General features: G+C 55.1%; 18 protein-coding genes. 1 reads left to right on the forward strand and 17 read right to left on the reverse strand.

Features of this window, described 5'->3' with window-relative positions:
• Positions 1 to 14 precede the first annotated feature (14 nt).
• Complete coding sequence (uvrA, locus tag ACZRMH_RS13345; protein WP_464013815.1) at positions 15 to 2,849, forward strand: excinuclease ABC subunit UvrA; 2,835 nt, start codon at positions 15 to 17, stop codon at positions 2,847 to 2,849.
• A gap of 188 nt (positions 2,850 to 3,037) precedes the next feature.
• Here uvrA and bfr read toward each other — a convergent pair whose 3' ends face one another.
• The 17 genes from bfr to rplE form a co-directional block, all read right to left on the reverse strand.
• Positions 3,038 to 3,502 carry a bacterioferritin gene (gene bfr, locus ACZRMH_RS13350; protein ID WP_106116893.1) on the reverse strand — a complete coding sequence of 155 codons (465 nt, stop codon included), beginning with the start codon at positions 3,500 to 3,502 and terminating at the stop codon, positions 3,038 to 3,040.
• 155 nt (positions 3,503 to 3,657) lie between these two features.
• Positions 3,658 to 5,106: a catalase gene (locus tag ACZRMH_RS13355; RefSeq protein ID WP_464013802.1), complete on the reverse strand. Its 1,449-nt coding sequence runs from the start codon at positions 5,104 to 5,106 to the stop codon at positions 3,658 to 3,660.
• A 173-nt stretch (positions 5,107 to 5,279) separates the two neighbouring features.
• The gene (gene rplQ, locus ACZRMH_RS13360; RefSeq protein ID WP_016779185.1) at positions 5,280 to 5,666 is read right to left on the reverse strand and encodes a 50S ribosomal protein L17; all 387 of its coding nucleotides are present in this window, start codon (positions 5,664 to 5,666) and stop codon (positions 5,280 to 5,282) included.
• A gap of 42 nt (positions 5,667 to 5,708) precedes the next feature.
• Entirely contained in the window at positions 5,709 to 6,710 is a 1,002-nt protein-coding gene (locus tag ACZRMH_RS13365) for a DNA-directed RNA polymerase subunit alpha (protein WP_003176403.1), read from the reverse strand.
• Between the two features lie 22 nt (positions 6,711 to 6,732).
• Positions 6,733 to 7,353 (reverse strand): 30S ribosomal protein S4, encoded by a 621-nt coding sequence (gene rpsD, locus ACZRMH_RS13370; protein WP_003444359.1) that lies wholly within the window; start codon positions 7,351 to 7,353, stop codon positions 6,733 to 6,735.
• Between the two features lie 17 nt (positions 7,354 to 7,370).
• Complete coding sequence (rpsK, locus tag ACZRMH_RS13375; protein ID WP_007924177.1) at positions 7,371 to 7,760, reverse strand: 30S ribosomal protein S11; 390 nt, start codon at positions 7,758 to 7,760, stop codon at positions 7,371 to 7,373.
• 30 nt (positions 7,761 to 7,790) lie between these two features.
• On the reverse strand, positions 7,791 to 8,147 hold the full coding sequence (gene rpsM / locus ACZRMH_RS13380; protein WP_016779184.1) for a 30S ribosomal protein S13: 357 nt from the start codon (positions 8,145 to 8,147) through the stop codon (positions 7,791 to 7,793).
• A gap of 129 nt (positions 8,148 to 8,276) precedes the next feature.
• Positions 8,277 to 8,393: a 50S ribosomal protein L36 gene (rpmJ, locus tag ACZRMH_RS13385; RefSeq protein ID WP_002555468.1), complete on the reverse strand. Its 117-nt coding sequence runs from the start codon at positions 8,391 to 8,393 to the stop codon at positions 8,277 to 8,279.
• Between the two features lie 32 nt (positions 8,394 to 8,425).
• A complete protein-coding gene (gene secY, locus ACZRMH_RS13390; protein ID WP_029611193.1) occupies positions 8,426 to 9,754 on the reverse strand; it encodes a preprotein translocase subunit SecY in 1,329 nt (442 codons plus the stop codon).
• Positions 9,755 to 10,192: a 50S ribosomal protein L15 gene (gene rplO / locus ACZRMH_RS13395; RefSeq protein ID WP_016779182.1), complete on the reverse strand. Its 438-nt coding sequence runs from the start codon at positions 10,190 to 10,192 to the stop codon at positions 9,755 to 9,757. It lies immediately after the preceding gene.
• 3 nt (positions 10,193 to 10,195) lie between these two features.
• Positions 10,196 to 10,372: a 50S ribosomal protein L30 gene (gene rpmD, locus ACZRMH_RS13400; RefSeq protein WP_003186033.1), complete on the reverse strand. Its 177-nt coding sequence runs from the start codon at positions 10,370 to 10,372 to the stop codon at positions 10,196 to 10,198.
• Positions 10,373 to 10,374: 2 nt separating this feature from the next.
• Positions 10,375 to 10,875: a 30S ribosomal protein S5 gene (rpsE, locus tag ACZRMH_RS13405; protein ID WP_003186035.1), complete on the reverse strand. Its 501-nt coding sequence runs from the start codon at positions 10,873 to 10,875 to the stop codon at positions 10,375 to 10,377.
• A gap of 3 nt (positions 10,876 to 10,878) precedes the next feature.
• On the reverse strand, positions 10,879 to 11,229 hold the full coding sequence (rplR, locus tag ACZRMH_RS13410; RefSeq protein ID WP_016779181.1) for a 50S ribosomal protein L18: 351 nt from the start codon (positions 11,227 to 11,229) through the stop codon (positions 10,879 to 10,881).
• A 10-nt stretch (positions 11,230 to 11,239) separates the two neighbouring features.
• The gene (gene rplF, locus ACZRMH_RS13415; protein ID WP_016779180.1) at positions 11,240 to 11,773 is read right to left on the reverse strand and encodes a 50S ribosomal protein L6; all 534 of its coding nucleotides are present in this window, start codon (positions 11,771 to 11,773) and stop codon (positions 11,240 to 11,242) included.
• 12 nt (positions 11,774 to 11,785) lie between these two features.
• Entirely contained in the window at positions 11,786 to 12,178 is a 393-nt protein-coding gene (rpsH, locus tag ACZRMH_RS13420) for a 30S ribosomal protein S8 (RefSeq protein ID WP_003444366.1), read from the reverse strand.
• A gap of 211 nt (positions 12,179 to 12,389) precedes the next feature.
• A complete protein-coding gene (rpsN, locus tag ACZRMH_RS13425; protein WP_003444367.1) occupies positions 12,390 to 12,695 on the reverse strand; it encodes a 30S ribosomal protein S14 in 306 nt (101 codons plus the stop codon).
• 13 nt (positions 12,696 to 12,708) lie between these two features.
• A complete protein-coding gene (gene rplE, locus ACZRMH_RS13430) occupies positions 12,709 to 13,248 on the reverse strand; it encodes a 50S ribosomal protein L5 (RefSeq protein WP_003444368.1) in 540 nt (179 codons plus the stop codon).
• Positions 13,249 to 13,256 lie beyond the last annotated feature (8 nt).

Raw genomic sequence — 13,256 nt, forward strand, 5'->3', positions numbered from 1 at the left:
CAAGCGAGGCCGCAGTGGACAAGATCCTGATACGTGGGGCACGAACCCACAACCTGAAGAACATCGACCTGACCCTGCCAAGGGACAAACTGATCGTCATCACCGGACTGTCTGGCTCCGGCAAATCATCCCTGGCGTTTGACACGTTGTATGCCGAAGGGCAGCGGCGTTATGTCGAGTCGCTGTCAGCCTATGCGCGACAGTTCCTGTCGATGATGGAAAAACCTGACGTCGATACCATCGAAGGTCTGTCACCGGCGATTTCCATCGAGCAGAAATCGACCTCGCACAACCCGCGTTCCACGGTTGGCACCATCACCGAAATCTACGATTACCTGCGTCTGCTGTATGCCCGCGTAGGTATCCCGCGCTGCCCGGATCACGACATTCCTCTGGAAGCCCAGACCGTGAGCCAGATGGTCGACCTGGTGCTGGCGCAGCCTGAGGGCAGCAAACTGATGTTGCTGGCGCCGGTAATTCGCGAGCGCAAGGGCGAGCATCTTTCGGTGTTTGAAGAACTGCGCGCCCAGGGCTTTGTCCGGGCCAGGGTCAACGGCAAGCTCTGCGAACTGGACGAGTTGCCCAAGCTCGACAAGCAGAAAAAGCACACCATTGATGTCGTGGTCGACCGCTTTAAAGTGCGTGCCGATCTGCAACAGCGCCTGGCCGAGTCATTCGAAACAGCGTTGAAGCTGGCCGACGGCATTGCCCTGGTTGCGCCGATGGACGATGAGCCGGGCGAAGAGATGATCTTCTCCGCGCGCTTCGCCTGCCCGATCTGCGGCCACGCGATCAGCGAGCTGGAACCCAAGCTGTTTTCCTTCAACAACCCCGCCGGTGCATGTCCGACCTGTGACGGCCTGGGGGTCAAGCAGTTCTTCGATATCAAGCGCCTGGTCAATGGCGAACTGACGCTGGCCGAGGGCGCCATACGCGGCTGGGACAGGCGCAACGTTTATTACTTTCAGATGCTCGGGGCCCTGGCCAAGCATTACGACTTCAGCCTTGAAGTGCCGTTCAGCGAGCTGCCGGCCGACAAGCAAAAAGTCATCTTGTACGGCAGTGGCACGCAAAACGTTGATTTCCGCTACCTGAATGATCGTGGTGACATCGTCAAACGTGCTCACCCGTTTGAAGGCATCGTGCCGAACCTTGAGCGTCGCTATCGCGAAACCGAATCGGCGACCGTGCGTGAAGAGCTGGCCAAGTTCCTCAGCACCCAGTCCTGCCCGGACTGCCGTGGCACCCGTCTGCGTCGTGAGGCGCGTCATGTGTGGGTTGGCGAAAAAACCCTGCCAGCTGTCACCAATATGCCGATTGGTGATGCGACCGAGTACTTCAGTACCCTGAGCCTGACCGGGCGCCGTGGGGAAATTGCCGACAAGATCCTCAAGGAAATTCGCGAACGCCTGCAATTTCTGGTGAATGTGGGCCTCGACTATCTGTCACTGGATCGCAGCGCCGATACCTTGTCAGGCGGTGAAGCCCAGCGTATTCGTCTGGCCAGCCAGATTGGTGCGGGGCTGGTTGGGGTGCTGTATATCCTCGACGAGCCCTCCATCGGCCTGCACCAGCGTGATAACGACCGTTTGCTGGGCACCCTCAAGCACCTGCGCGATATCGGCAACACGGTGATCGTGGTGGAGCACGACGAGGACGCCATTCGCCTGGCCGACTATGTGGTTGATATCGGCCCGGGCGCGGGCGTGCATGGCGGCCATATCGTCGCTGAAGGCACACCGGCCGAAGTCATGGCACACCCTGACTCGCTGACCGGCAAATACCTGTCGGGCCGGGTGAAAATCGCCGTGCCTGCCCAGCGCACGCCACGCAACAAGAAGCTGACGCTGTCGCTCAAGGGCGCCCGCGGCAACAACTTGCGCAATGTGGATCTGGAAATTCCGATCGGCCTGCTGACCTGTGTAACCGGGGTTTCCGGCTCGGGTAAATCGACCCTCATCAACAACACGCTCTACCCGCTCAGCGCCACCGCACTCAATGGCGCCACCACGCTGGAAGCAGCCGCGCACGACAGCATCAAGGGGCTGGAGCACCTGGACAAGGTCGTCGACATCGACCAAAGCCCGATTGGCCGAACGCCGCGCTCCAACCCTGCGACTTACACCGGGCTGTTTACCCCGATCCGTGAATTGTTCTCGGGCGTGCCTGAGTCCCGCTCCCGCGGTTATGGCCCGGGGCGTTTCTCCTTCAACGTGAAGGGCGGACGCTGTGAAGCCTGTCAGGGTGATGGCCTGATCAAGGTAGAAATGCACTTTCTCCCGGACATCTACGTGCCGTGCGATGTGTGCAAGAGCAAGCGCTACAACCGTGAAACCCTTGAGATCAAATACAAGGGCAAGAGCATCCACGAAGTGCTGGAGATGACCATCGAAGAGGCGCGAGTATTCTTTGATGCAGTCCCTGCCCTGGCGCGTAAGCTGCAAACGCTGATGGATGTAGGCTTGTCCTATATCAAGCTCGGACAATCGGCCACTACGCTGTCAGGCGGTGAGGCACAACGGGTCAAGTTGTCCCGCGAACTGTCCAAGCGTGATACCGGCAAGACCCTGTATATCCTCGATGAGCCTACAACCGGTTTGCACTTTGCCGATATCCAGCAATTGCTGGATGTGCTGCATCGCCTTCGCGATCACGGCAATACCGTGGTCGTGATCGAGCACAACCTGGACGTGATCAAGACGGCTGACTGGCTGGTGGATCTTGGGCCGGAAGGCGGCTCCAAGGGTGGGCAGATTATTGCGACAGGTACACCAGAAGATGTGGCCGAGATGAAGCAATCACATACTGGCTTCTATCTGAAGCCACTGTTGATTCGCGACAAGGCTTAAATCGCGGTACAAAAAAGCCCCTGCCATCGTGAGATGGCAGGGGCTTTTTATTGATCGACAATCAAGCTCTTGTGGCGGCGGGCTTGCTCGCGATGCAGACGCTGCGGTATGGCTGGATCAGCGCGGTGATGCCATCGCGGGCAAGCCACGCTCGCACCTAAGGCAAAAACACCCCAACTTCATCTAAATCAGAACTGCGATTGCAGGTAGTTCTGCAGACCGATCGACTTGATCAGGCCCAGCTGTTTTTCCAGCCAGTAGGTATGATCTTCCTCGGTATCCGCCAACTGAATGCGCAACATGTCGCGGCTTACATAGTCCTTGTGCAGCTCGCACAGGGCAATGCCTTTACACAGGGCAGCACGTACCTTGTATTCAAGACGCAGGTCGGCAGCGAACATCTCAGGCACCGTGGTGCCCACATCCAGATCATCCGGACGCATGCGCGGAGTACCTTCGAGCATCAGAATCCGGCGCATCAACGCATCAGCGTGTTGTGCCTCTTCTTCCATTTCATGGTTGATGCGCTCGTAAAGCTTGGTAAAGCCCCAGTCCTCGTACATACGGGAATGGACAAAATATTGGTCACGCGCAGCCAACTCGCCGGTCAGCAACGTGTTGAGATAATCGATTACATCCGGGTGGCCTTGCATCGCCTTACATCTCCCTGCTTGAAAGACTGTAGTTTGAACCAAGCCGACTGAGAGGTCACGGCCAAATCGCAATAAAAACCCTGTTTTGACGAGAAAACAGGGTTAAAAAACGCAAAAACCGCCCAATTGAGGGCGGTTCTGCTTCTCACTTAGAGTTAGTTACGCTGTACACCCAGCGCCTTTGCAACCCCGTCACCGTAAGCCTGATCAGCATTGTAGAAATGCTGGAGCTGACGCTCGACGACATCACTCGTTACACCGGCCATAGCGCCTGCAATGTTGTTGATCAGCAGAGCTTTCTGCTCGTCATTCATCAGACGGAACAGGGCACCGGCGTGGCTGTAGTAATCGCTGTCTACGCGATGATCATAACGATCAGCAGCACCACTCAGGGCCAAGGGTGGCTCAGCGTATTGAGGCGCTTGTTTCGGTGCGTCGCCATAACTGTTTGGCTCATAGTTCGGGGCAGCACCACCATTGTTGCCAAAGGCCATGGAGCCATCACGCTGATAGTTATGCACAGGCACCCGTGGCGAGTTGATAGGCAAGTGCTGGTGGTTGGTGCCTACACGGTAGCGATGGGCATCGGCATAGGCGAACACACGGCCTTGCAGCATGCGGTCAGGCGACAGACCGACACCCGGGACCATATTGCTCGGGCCAAACGCTGCCTGCTCCACTTCCGCAAAGTAGTTCAGCGGGTTGCGGTTCAACTCCAGCTCACCGATTTCAATCAGCGGGAATTCTTTCTGCGACCAGGTCTTGGTCACGTCAAACGGGTTCTCATAATGGGCTGCAGCTTGCGCTTCGGTCATGACCTGCATGCACACGCGCCATTTCGGGAAATCACCGCGCTCAATGGCTCCAAACAAGTCCCGTTGGGCGTAGTCCGGATCGGTACCGGCAAGACGTGCTGCTTCAGCAGGTGGCAGGTTCTTGATGCCTTGCTTGGTCTTGTAGTGCCATTTGACCCAGTGACGCTCACCGGCCGCATTGATCAGGCTGTAGGTGTGGCTACCAAAGCCATGCATGTGACGGTATCCATCAGGAATACCGCGATCGGAAAACAGGATGGTGACCTGGTGCAACGACTCAGGCGAGTGCGACCAGAAGTCCCACATCATCTGCGCACTTTTAAGGTTGCTTTGCGGCAAACGTTTTTGCGTGTGGATAAAGTCAGGAAACTTCAGCGGGTCACGAATAAAGAACACGGGGGTGTTGTTGCCCACGATATCCCAGTTGCCTTCTTCGGTATAAAACTTGAGGGCAAAACCACGCGGGTCGCGTTCGGTATCAGCCGAGCCACGCTCGCCGCCTACGGTGGAGAAGCGCAGAAAGGTCGGGGTTTGCTTGCCGATGGTGTCAAACAGCTTGGCGCTGCTGTACTGGGCCATGTCGCGGGTGACGGTGAAGGTACCGTGGGCGCCAGAACCCTTGGCATGTACGCGACGCTCAGGGATGTTTTCACGGTTGAAATGCGCGAGCTTTTCGATCAGATGAAAATCGTCGAGAAGCAAAGGGCCACGAGGGCCGGCAGAACGAGAATTCTGGTTATCAGCAACTGGAGCGCCGCTGGCGGTTGTAAGCGTTTTGGTCTGGCTCATGGGTTTGCTTCCTCAGTCAGTCTTTGTACTGCCGGCTAATCGGCTGACGAGGAGTATTGACCATGTTCTGTGCATGGGCAAATGCATTAAATGATCAGAATCAATAGAAAAGCATAATCACACAGGCACAAAAAACCGGGCACTAGGCCCGGTTCTTTGTAGAGACTGACGTCTTACTCAGCGGATACAGCTTCACCGCCAACTGGACGATCAACCAACTCGACGTACGCCATAGGCGCGTTGTCGCCAGCGCGGAAACCGCACTTGAGGATGCGCAGGTAGCCACCCTCACGAGTTGCATAACGCTTGCCCAGATCGTTGAACAGCTTACCAACCATAGCTTTCGAACGAGTACGGTCGAAGGCCAGACGGCGGTTAGCAACAGAATCAATCTTGGCCAGAGTAATCAGCGGCTCAGCAACACGACGCAGTTCTTTGGCTTTCGGCAGAGTCGTTTTGATCAGCTCGTGCTCGAACAACGACACTGCCATGTTTTGAAACATAGCCTTGCGGTGCGAGCTAGTGCGGCTCAGGTGACGACCACTTTTACGATGACGCATGGTTCATTCCTTACCAAACACAACGTTCGGTGATTACGACGATCAGGCAGTCGCCTTGTCGTCCTTCTTAAGACTTGCAGGCGGCCAGTTGTCGAGGCGCATGCCGAGGGACAGACCACGGGAGGCCAGAACGTCCTTGATTTCAGTCAAGGATTTCTTGCCCAGGTTCGGAGTCTTCAACAGTTCTACTTCGGTGCGCTGAATCAGGTCACCAATGTAGTAAATGTTCTCCGCCTTAAGGCAGTTGGCCGAACGCACGGTCAGTTCCAGATCGTCAACAGGACGAAGCAGGATCGGATCGATCTCGTCTTCCTGCTCGATTACCACTGGCTCGCTGTCACCTTTGAGGTCGACGAATGCAGCCAACTGCTGTTGCAGGATGGTTGCAGCACGACGAATGGCCTCTTCAGGATCCAGTGTACCGTTGGTTTCCAGATCAATAACCAGCTTGTCCAGGTTAGTACGCTGCTCGACACGGGCGTTTTCCACCACGTATGCGATACGGCGAACCGGGCTGAACGAAGAGTCAAGCTGCAAGCGACCAATGCTGCGGCTTTCGTCTTCATCGCTCTGACGCGAGTCTGCTGGTTCATAACCACGACCACGAGCTACGGTGAGCTTCATGTTCAAGGCGCCGTTAGACGCCAGGTTGGCGATTACGTGATCGGGATTAACGATCTCGACATCATGATCCAGCTGAATATCGGCAGCGGTAACCACCCCCGAACCCTTCTTCGACAAGGTCAGCGTAACTTCGTCACGGCCGTGCAGCTTGATAGCCAGACCTTTAAGGTTCAACAGGATTTCAATTACGTCTTCCTGTACACCTTCGATGGCGCTGTACTCGTGGAGCACACCGTCAATCTCGGCCTCGACTACTGCACAGCCTGGCATTGAGGACAACAGGATGCGGCGCAGCGCGTTGCCCAGGGTGTGGCCAAAACCACGCTCGAGAGGCTCGAGTGTGATTTTAGCGCGGGTTGGACTGACAACTTGCACATCAATATGGCGAGGTGTCAGGAACTCATTTACCGAAATCTGCATGGATGCACCTATTTTCTAGCCCTTACTTGGAGTAGAGCTCGACAATCAGGCTTTCGTTGATGTCGGCGGACAGATCACTGCGAGCAGGAACGTTCTTGAAAACGCCCGACTTCTTCTCAGTGTCTACTTCTACCCATTCTACGCGGCCACGTTGGGCACACAGATCGAGAGCTTGGACAATGCGAAGCTGGTTCTTTGCTTTCTCGCGGATAGCGACCACGTCACCAGCACGAACCTGGTAGGACGGAACGTTTACGGTCTGACCGTTAACGCTGATCGACTTGTGCGATACCAACTGACGAGATTCGGCACGAGTAGAACCGAAACCCATACGGTATACGACGTTATCCAGGCGGCATTCGAGCAGTTGCAGCAGGTTTTCACCGGTTGCACCTTTCTTGCCAGCAGCTTGTTTGTAGTAGCCGCTGAACTGACGCTCGAGAACGCCGTAGATACGACGGACCTTCTGCTTTTCACGCAGTTGGGTACCGTAGTCGGATTGGCGACCGCGGCGTTGGCCGTGGATGCCTGGAGCAGCTTCAATATTGCACTTCGATTCGATAGCGCGCACACCACTCTTCAGGAAGAGATCAGTGCCTTCACGACGTGCCAGTTTGCATTTTGGACCAATGTAACGAGCCATTCTTTACAGTCTCCTGATTACACGCGGCGCTTCTTCGGCGGACGGCACCCGTTGTGCGGGATTGGCGTCACGTCGGTGATGCTGGCGATCTTATAGCCACAGCCGTTCAAAGCACGGACAGCGGACTCACGACCTGGACCTGGGCCCTTGACGTTAACGTCAAGGTTTTTCAGGCCATATTCCAGCGCAGCTTGACCAGCACGTTCAGCAGCTACTTGAGCAGCGAACGGGGTGGACTTGCGAGAACCGCGGAAACCCGAACCACCAGAGGTAGCCCAAGAAAGCGCATTACCCTGACGATCCGTGATGGTCACGATGGTGTTGTTGAAAGACGCGTGGATGTGGGCGATGCCATCAACCACTGTCTTTTTAATTTTTTTACGAGGACGAGCAGCAGGTTTTGCCATGACTAAATTCCTGTCGATTCGCTGGTGCGATTACTTGCGGATCGGCTTACGCGGACCTTTGCGAGTACGCGCGTTGGTCTTGGTACGCTGACCGCGCACTGGAAGACCACGACGATGGCGCAGACCGCGGTAGCAGCCCAAGTCCATCAAGCGTTTGATTTTCATGTTGACTTCACGACGCAGGTCACCTTCAGTGGTGAACTTCGCCACTTCGCCACGCAGCAACTCAATCTGCTCGTCGCTCAGATCCTTGATCTTAGCGGCTGGGTTTACACCAGCATCCGCACAGATTTTCTGTGAGGTAGTGCGACCAACACCATAGATGTAGGTCAGCGAGATAACAGTGTGCTTGTTATCTGGAATGTTAACGCCTGCAATACGGGCCATTCAGTGGGACTCCAATTGACAGCTACCTACGCCCCGGAAGCCAAGAAATAGGGCGCGAGATAATATCGCTGTAATAACAAATAATCAACCCAGCAGCGCACTAGCTGCTGGGCTTCAAACAGATCACACTCAGCCTTGGCGCTGTTTGTGACGTGGTTCCGCGCTGCAAATTACCCGAACAACACCTTCGCGGCGAATAATCTTGCAGTTACGGCACAGCTTTTTCACCGATGCACGAACTTTCATCACCAACTCCTCTCACCTTACGGGGTAGTACTTCAGCGAAGCATGCCGCTGCCGTAGCCCTTCAGGTTGGCTTTCTTCATCAGGGATTCGTACTGGTGCGAAACGAGGTGCGATTGTACTTGGGACATGAAGTCCATAACAACCACAACAACGATCAGCAACGAGGTCCCGCCAAGGTAGAACGGAACGTTTGCCGCAACCACCAGGAACTGGGGCAACAGGCACACGGCCGTCATATAAAGAGCACCGAACAGAGTCAAACGAGTCAAAACGCCATCAATATAGCGTGCCGACTGCTCGCCTGGACGGATACCCGGAATAAAGGCACCGGACTTCTTCAGGTTTTCCGCTACGTCTTTCGGATTGAACATCAACGCCGTATAGAAGAAGCAGAAGAAAATAATCCCTGCACTAAACAGCAGAATATTCAACGGCTGACCAGGAGCGATCGACTGCGAGATGTCCTGCAACCAGCCCATACCTTCAGACTGACCGAACCAGGCACCCAGCGAAGCCGGGAACAGCAAAATGCTGCTCGCAAAAATAGCCGGAATAACACCGGCCATATTCACTTTCAGCGGTAGGTGGCTAGTCTGCGCAGCAAACACCTTGCGGCCCTGCTGACGCTTGGCGTAGTGAACAGCAATACGACGCTGGCCACGCTCAATGAACACCACAAAACCGATAATCGCTACTGCCAGCAAACCGATAGCAACCAGAGCGAAGATATTGATATCGCCCTGACGTGCAGACTCGAAAGACTGCCCGATTGCTCTCGGAAGACCGGCGACGATACCCGAAAAAATCAACATCGAGATACCGTTGCCAACACCACGTTCAGTAATCTGCTCACCCAGCCACATCATGAACATTGCACCCGCCACAAAAGTGGTTACTGCAACGAAATGGAAGCCCAGGTCACCAGTGAACGCTACGCCCTGCCCTGCCAGACCAATGGACATGCCAATAGCCTGAACAAGAGCAAGAACGACAGTGAGGTAGCGGGTGTACTGGCTTATCTTGCGACGGCCAGCTTCACCTTCCTTCTTCAACTGCTCCAGCTGCGGGCTGACAGCGGACATAAGCTGCATGATGATCGATGCCGAAATGTACGGCATGATCCCCAGCGCAAAAATACTCATCCGCTCCAGCGCGCCGCCGGAAAACATGTTGAACAAGCTAAGTATGGTCCCCTCATTCTGTCGAAACAGGTCCGCCAGCCGGTCCGGGTTGATACCTGGAACTGGGATGTGTGCGCCTATCCGGTAGACGATAATCGCCAGGAATAGAAAACGCAGTCGAGCCCAGAGCTCGGATAACCCGCCTTTGCTGAGCGCTGAGAGAGCACCTTGCTTAGCCATTTATTCCTCGAACTTGCCGCCAGCTGCTTCGATAGCCGAACGCGCACCTTTGGTGGCGCCGATTCCCTTGCCGATTGTGACAGCGCGAGTCACTTCACCGGACAGCATGATTTTCACACGCAGTACGTTGACGTTGATCACGTTGGCATCTTTCAGGGTCTGCACAGTAACGATGTCGCCTTCCACTTTAGCCAGCTCGGACAAACGCACTTCTGCGCGATCCATGGCTTTCAGGGAAACGAAACCGAACTTAGGCAGACGGCGATGCAGCGGCTGTTGACCGCCTTCAAAGCCTGGAGCAATGGTGCCACCGGAGCGGGAAGTCTGACCTTTGTGACCACGGCCACCAGTCTTACCCAAACCACTACCGATACCACGGCCCGGACGATGCTTTTCGCGACGGGAACCCGGCGCTGGACTCAGATCATTGAGTTTCATCGATTAACCCTCTACACGCAGCATGTAGTAAGCCTTGTTGATCATCCCGCGATTCTCGGGAGTATCAAGTACTTCTACAGTGTGACCGATGCGACGCAGACCCAGACCCTTAACGCACAGTTTGTGGTTAGGGATGCGGCCGGTCATGCTTTTGATCAGCGTTACTTTAACGGTAGCCATGATCAGAAGATCTCCTTGACGCTTTTGCCACGCTTGGCGGCAATAGATTCAGGAGACTGCATAGCTTTCAAACCTTTAAAAGTGGCGTGAACCACGTTTACCGGGTTAGTCGAGCCGTAGCACTTAGCCAGTACGTTCTGAACGCCAGCAACTTCGAGGACAGCACGCATAGCGCCGCCAGCGATGATACCGGTACCTTCAGAAGCAGGCTGCATGTAAACCTTGGAAGCGCCGTGGGCGGATTTCATGGCGTACTGCAGAGTGGTGCCGTTAAGGTCCACTTGAATCATGTTGCGGCGAGCAGCTTCCATTGCCTTCTGGATCGCAGCAGGCACTTCACGTGACTTGCCACGGCCGAAGCCAACGCGCCCTTTACCATCACCAACCACGGTCAACGCGGTGAAAGTGAAGATACGGCCGCCTTTAACGGTTTTGGCTACGCGGTTAACTTGAACCAGCTTCTCAATGTAGCCTTCGTCGCGCTTTTGGTCGTTATTTGACATAACTTAGAACTCCAGCCCAGCTTCACGAGCAGCCTCAGCCAGCGCTTTCACGCGGCCGTGGTACTTGAAGCCAGAGCGGTCGAAAGCCACCTGCGAGACGCCAGCGGCTTTTGCACGCGTAGCGACCAGCTGGCCAACCTTTGTGGCCGCGTCGATGTTGCCAGTGGCACCATCACGCAGTTCTTTGTCCAAAGTCGAGGCGCTTGCCAGGACTTTGCTGCCGTCGGCCGAGATGACCTGGGCGTATATATGCTGAGCCGAGCGGAACACGCAGAGACGCACGACTTCTAGTTCGTGCATTTTCAGACGTGCTTTGCGAGCGCGGCGCAGTCGAGTAACTTTTTTGTCGGTCATTTGCTATGCCCTACTTCTTCTTGGCTTCTTTACGACGGACGACTTCGTCCGCGTAACGTACACCCTTGCCTTTATAAGGCTCTGGCGGACGGAAACCGCGGATCTCAGCGGCCACCTGACCTACCAGCTGCTTATCAATACCCTTGATCAGGATATCGGTTTGGCTAGGAGTCTCAGCGGTGATGCCTTCCGGCAACTCGTAATCCACTGGGTGCGAGAAGCCAAGAGCCAGGTTCAGCACTGTGCCTTTTGCTTGCGCTTTGTAACCAACACCGACCAGCTGGAGCTTGCGCTCGAAGCCTTGGCTTACGCCTTGGACCATGTTGTTTACCAACGCACGAGTGGTACCAGCCATTGCGCGAGTTTGTTGATCGCCATTGCGAGCAGCGAAACGCAGCTCACCAGCTTCTTCAACAATCTCAACGGACGAATGGATGTTCAGTTCTAGAGTGCCCTTGGCACCCTTCACCGAAAGCTGTTGGCCGGCGAATTTTACTTCGACACCAGCTGGCAGCTTAACGGGGTTCTTAGCGACGCGTGACATGCTTATCCCCCCTTAGAACACAGTGCAAAGAACTTCGCCGCCGACACCGGCAGCGCGCGCAGCACGATCCGTCATCACACCTTTGCTGGTGGAGACGATAGACACACCCAGACCGCCACGAACTTTCGGCAGATCTTCGGAGGACTTGTACTGACGCAGGCCTGGACGGCTAACGCGCTTAACTTCTTCGATAACCGAACGGCCTTCGAAGTACTTCAGCTCGATAGACAGCAGTGGTTTGATTTCGCTGCTGATCTGATAATCCGCGATGTAACCTTCGTCTTTGAGAACTTTGGCTACAGCTACCTTCAACGTGGAAGATGGCATGCTTACGACGGACTTTTCAGCCATCTGGGCATTACGGATTCGAGTTAGCATGTCCGCTAACGGGTCCTGCATACTCATGGGCTAGACGCTCCTGATACAAAAAGAATTAGCCTTGCGGCTACAACTGTCGCCGAGTACTCAATGCTTAAAAAGCACGGGCTCAGGCGAGCCGGTCATTCTAGACATACGCCAGAAATGAATCAAGCCCCAATAGGGGCTTGATTCATATTCAAGGTCACCGGCTGTCAGGATCTTGCAACCCTGACAGGGGTAACTTTGCCTGTACGCCTTACCAGCTGGCTTTAACCAGACCTGGTACGTCGCCACGCATTGCTGCTTCACGCAATTTGTTACGGCCAAGGCCGAACTTGCGGTAAACACCATGCGGACGGCCAGTCAGGCGGCAGCGGTTACGCATGCGCGCAGCGCTTGCGTCACGTGGCTGCTTCTGCAGAGCTACTTGAGCTTCCCAACGTGCTTCTGGACTTGCGTTCAGATCCACGATGATTGCTTTCAGTGCTGCACGCTTCTTGGCGAACTTGGCAACCGTGAGCTGACGTTTCAGCTCGCGGTTTTTCATGCTCATCTTAGCCATGGTCCTACTCCAATCAGTTGCGGAACGGGAATTTGAAAGCACGCAGCAAGGCGCGACCCTCATCATCCGTTCGAGCAGTGGTGGTCAGGGTAATGTCCAGACCGCGGAGGGCATCGATTTTGTCGTAGTCGATTTCCGGGAAGATGATCTGCTCTTTAACGCCCATGCTGTAGTTACCACGACCATCGAAGGACTTGGCATTCAGGCCGCGGAAGTCGCGTACCCGAGGCAGGGAGATCGACAGCAGACGATCCAGGAATTCGTACATACGCTCACGGCGCAGAGTAACCTTAACGCCGATCGGCCAGCCTTCGCGAACTTTGAAGCCTGCGATGGACTTGCGAGCGTAGGTCACTACACATTTTTGACCCGTGATTTTTTCCAAATCAGCTACAGCGTGCTCGATGATTTTCTTATCACCGATCGCTTCGCCCAAACCCATGTTCAGGGTGATTTTGGTAACGCGCGGAACTTCCATCACGTTCGAAAGCTTAAGTTCTTCCTTAAGTTTCGGAGCGATTTCCTTCCGGTAAATCTCTTTTAGTCGTGCCATGGTCTCAT

The sequence above is a fragment of the Pseudomonas sp. B414 genome, assembly GCF_055408445.1.

Bases quoted from the DNA above. Each gene is read 5' to 3' on its own strand.
- rpsE (WP_003186035.1), bottom strand. From the start codon at position 10,875: ATGTCAAATAACGACCAAAAGCGCGACGAAGGCTACATTGAGAAGCTG.
- rplF (WP_016779180.1), bottom strand. From the start codon at position 11,773: ATGTCACGCGTCGCTAAGAACCCCGTTAAGCTGCCAGCTGGTGTCGAA.
- ACZRMH_RS13355 (WP_464013802.1), bottom strand. From the start codon at position 5,106: ATGAGCCAGACCAAAACGCTTACAACCGCCAGCGGCGCTCCAGTTGCT.
- rpmD (WP_003186033.1), bottom strand. From the start codon at position 10,372: ATGGCTACCGTTAAAGTAACGCTGATCAAAAGCATGACCGGCCGCATC.
- rpsH (WP_003444366.1), bottom strand. From the start codon at position 12,178: ATGAGTATGCAGGACCCGTTAGCGGACATGCTAACTCGAATCCGTAAT.
- bfr (WP_106116893.1), bottom strand. From the start codon at position 3,502: ATGCAAGGCCACCCGGATGTAATCGATTATCTCAACACGTTGCTGACC.
- ACZRMH_RS13365 (WP_003176403.1), bottom strand. From the start codon at position 6,710: ATGCAGATTTCGGTAAATGAGTTCCTGACACCTCGCCATATTGATGTG.
- rpmJ (WP_002555468.1), bottom strand. From the start codon at position 8,393: ATGAAAGTTCGTGCATCGGTGAAAAAGCTGTGCCGTAACTGCAAGATT.
- secY (WP_029611193.1), bottom strand. From the start codon at position 9,754: ATGGCTAAGCAAGGTGCTCTCTCAGCGCTCAGCAAAGGCGGGTTATCC.
- rpsM (WP_016779184.1), bottom strand. From the start codon at position 8,147: ATGGCCCGTATTGCAGGCGTTAACATTCCAGATAACAAGCACACTGTT.
- rpsN (WP_003444367.1), bottom strand. From the start codon at position 12,695: ATGGCTAAGATGAGCATGAAAAACCGCGAGCTGAAACGTCAGCTCACG.
- rpsK (WP_007924177.1), bottom strand. From the start codon at position 7,760: ATGGCAAAACCTGCTGCTCGTCCTCGTAAAAAAATTAAAAAGACAGTG.
- rplO (WP_016779182.1), bottom strand. From the start codon at position 10,192: ATGAAACTCAATGATCTGAGTCCAGCGCCGGGTTCCCGTCGCGAAAAG.
- rplE (WP_003444368.1), bottom strand. From the start codon at position 13,248: ATGGCACGACTAAAAGAGATTTACCGGAAGGAAATCGCTCCGAAACTT.
- rplQ (WP_016779185.1), bottom strand. From the start codon at position 5,666: ATGCGTCATCGTAAAAGTGGTCGTCACCTGAGCCGCACTAGCTCGCAC.
- rpsD (WP_003444359.1), bottom strand. From the start codon at position 7,353: ATGGCTCGTTACATTGGTCCAAAATGCAAACTGGCACGTCGTGAAGGC.
- rplR (WP_016779181.1), bottom strand. From the start codon at position 11,229: ATGACCGACAAAAAAGTTACTCGACTGCGCCGCGCTCGCAAAGCACGT.